Source organism: Niallia yueguangensis (assembly GCF_052663115.1).
On sequence record NZ_JBQTCX010000056.1, the window covers coordinates 1 to 1004 of the forward strand.

General features: G+C 34.2%; 1 protein-coding gene. It reads right to left on the reverse strand.

Annotation, left to right across the window (positions count from 1 at the left end):
• Positions 1–121: 121 nt before the first annotated feature.
• Entirely contained in the window at positions 122–748 is a 627-nt protein-coding gene (locus ACTYA4_RS22060) for a metal-dependent hydrolase (protein WP_443482868.1), read from the reverse strand.
• Positions 749–1004: the final 256 nt, after the last annotated feature.

Sequence of the window (1004 nt, forward strand, 5' to 3'; positions counted from 1 at the left end):
ACTAAGTTTTGTCTTTGAGACGGCTTATGAAGGACAAAACCAAAGAAAAAGCACTAAGCTTTGTTCTTAAGAGTGCTTTTAAAATACGAACTTTTTTATATTTGTAAAGATTCTTTTCTTATTATATTTCCTTTGATGAAATAGGTAAAAATAATTTAACTCCACGTTTATTAAATGGTAAAAAGCGAAAGTCACAAAATAAATGACTAATATATGCCAGTAAACAAGTATAGTATACACCCTCGATTTTAATCGATTGTTCAAACTGAAAAGCTATAAATCCGTAAAAAATAATGCCAAGGATAGAGTGAGTGTAAGTTCTATGTGAAATAAAGGAAGATATGATGATATAAACGCCTAAAAGCATCAGCCATTTTTCATCTAAAGAAATCCCTCCTAATAAAACACCGATTCCAGTTACTGTTAACATATGTCTTTGCTTTAGTCGATAAGAAATAAAAATAATCATCCCGCCTAAGCCAATGCCATATATCATCTCATTTACAGAACCTTTATAAAAGCTGTACATAATCATCATTAAACCAATGACTTGTGCTATAGTCTGAAATACTTTGTGTGATAGCGTAATTTTATTGCTTAGCTTTCCATCAATATCCATATCAGGCATTAAGCCAGAAATTCCTCCAAATCCGACTAATAAAAGTGTGTCTGTAGGATTTGCCTGAACATAATTTGCAACGATAAAGCCAGTTGCCGCTCCCACTACTGCATGTGATGTTCCTTTCAAGCTTTGTTCACCTTTTTCTGATTATGTATTAAACCATTGGTCTTTAAATGCTTTGAAGCAGTGAAAATAGACGACCAAGGCGCTTGCGCTTTTCTCATTATAGGCGAAACTAGTAAAATAGCAACCCTTTTTTATGTAAACAGAGCTTATTTTCAAGGTAGACACCCATGCTAATAAAATTCGCACCATGGTGCATGGAAAGAAGCAGTCTCCACATTTATAGCGCAGAGCAGCGTGAATACACGAAGACTCCTGC